Source organism: Ideonella sp. P3_A4, assembly GCF_056403075.1.
In genome coordinates this window covers 1-1,335 of record NZ_JBFUGE010001059.1, presented here as the reverse complement: position 1 = coordinate 1,335, position 1,335 = coordinate 1, and the positions used below count along the sequence as shown (strand labels likewise).

2 protein-coding genes are annotated in these 1,335 nt (G+C 56.9%); both read left to right on the top strand.

Annotation, left to right across the window (positions count from 1 at the left end):
- The first annotated feature begins 389 nt into the window (after nucleotides 1–389).
- A complete protein-coding gene (locus AC1DYI_RS35835) occupies nucleotides 390–872 on the top strand; it encodes a DUF5063 domain-containing protein (protein ID WP_477208849.1) in 483 nt (160 codons plus the stop codon).
- Nucleotides 873–943: 71 nt separating this feature from the next.
- Nucleotides 944–1,335: hypothetical protein (locus tag AC1DYI_RS35830; protein WP_477208848.1), on the top strand; the 392-nt coding region annotated here is incomplete at its 3' end.

Here is a 1,335-nt window from a genome sequence, read left to right as displayed (position 1 = left end):
TCTACAACTTCACTCGCAGTTCATCGAACTCTTTACTGAGCAGCCCCCAGAACTCCGCTTCCCTTGCGAGCCAACAATCGAAGCGGCCATTGCGGCCTTCGACAACTACTTTCGCGGCGAGTAGCCGCTGGGCCTCCGGTTGGCTCATTGGGTAGGCCAGGTAAGAATCCGGTCTCTTCGCGCTCAACTTTGCTGTCGCAAGTGTCTCAAGTCTCACTCTTCCCGCCGTTGCAGCGATTCCTAGGGAAAACTCCAACTCATCCTGCACCAGCTGCTCGCACTCATCTCTCTTCGGTTGGCCGCGGCAGGCCTAACCCCTCCGTCAAGGGGACGYCCACAAGCGGGCTTCGCCCACTTGCGGCCGCCCCTTACGTCGAACGTTAGAGCGCATGAACCCCACCCACGCMGCCGCACAYGCGTTTRCCGAAGTAGCACGCGSGTTYTGCGCATGGTGCGAAGGATCATCCCTCGGTGCCGAGCCAKGGGTYACYGCAGCATCCTGGCTCTCKAAGCTCTATGCGGCAGCACTCTYGCTTCCCAACGTCGAGCCAGAGAATTCAGATGGGTTGCCAGATCTTCCTGCTGAAGAGGCGGCAAGAGCCCAAAGCAACCTTGCRTGCTTCAATGGTCACTACTACCGYGAGTACTTCGATCCGGATCCMACGCTTGACGAAGAGTCTGTCATGGGTGATGTCGGAGATGACTTGCTAGACACCTACAAAGACATAAAGGCCGGCTGTGTGCTGCTTGAGCGTGGCCAGCCCGCGGAAGCGCTGTGGCAGTGGGCGTTCCTTCATCGAGTTCATTGGGGGCGCCATGCRGTCGGKGCGCTGTTCGCTTTGCACTGCCTATCTATCTCMAAGCGAGAGTGAGAATGCGCCCTAACCCCTCCGTCAAGGGGACCTGCCTGCGGCAGGCCCCTTACGTCGAACGTTAGATTTCTATGAAGCGTATCTTTGCCACCCTTGCCTTGCTGGGCTTCATGCTGTCCTTAGCAGTGCATGTCACGGCCTTGCTCGGCCTTGATATCTCGGAGAAAGTTCCACTCGTTTGGTCACTCCACGCCGGAATCTTCGTGGTCTTTATTCCTTTCGCTCTTATGAGTCGCAAAGTTTTTGGGCCCAAACCCTCCTTTGCTCAACTTCGAGAGCATTTCCCCCTCTGGGTCGTGGTACTTGGTTCCGTGATCTTTGCCTACGCGATCGTCAACTTCCTGCTGTTCATCCTGGCCACACACGGCGGCAATCCGTCGATTCAAGATGGAAAGTTCGTTTTGCAAAGCCACGGTCATTTGGTCCGTGAGCTAACGGCGAACGAGTACGCATCACTCAAGGC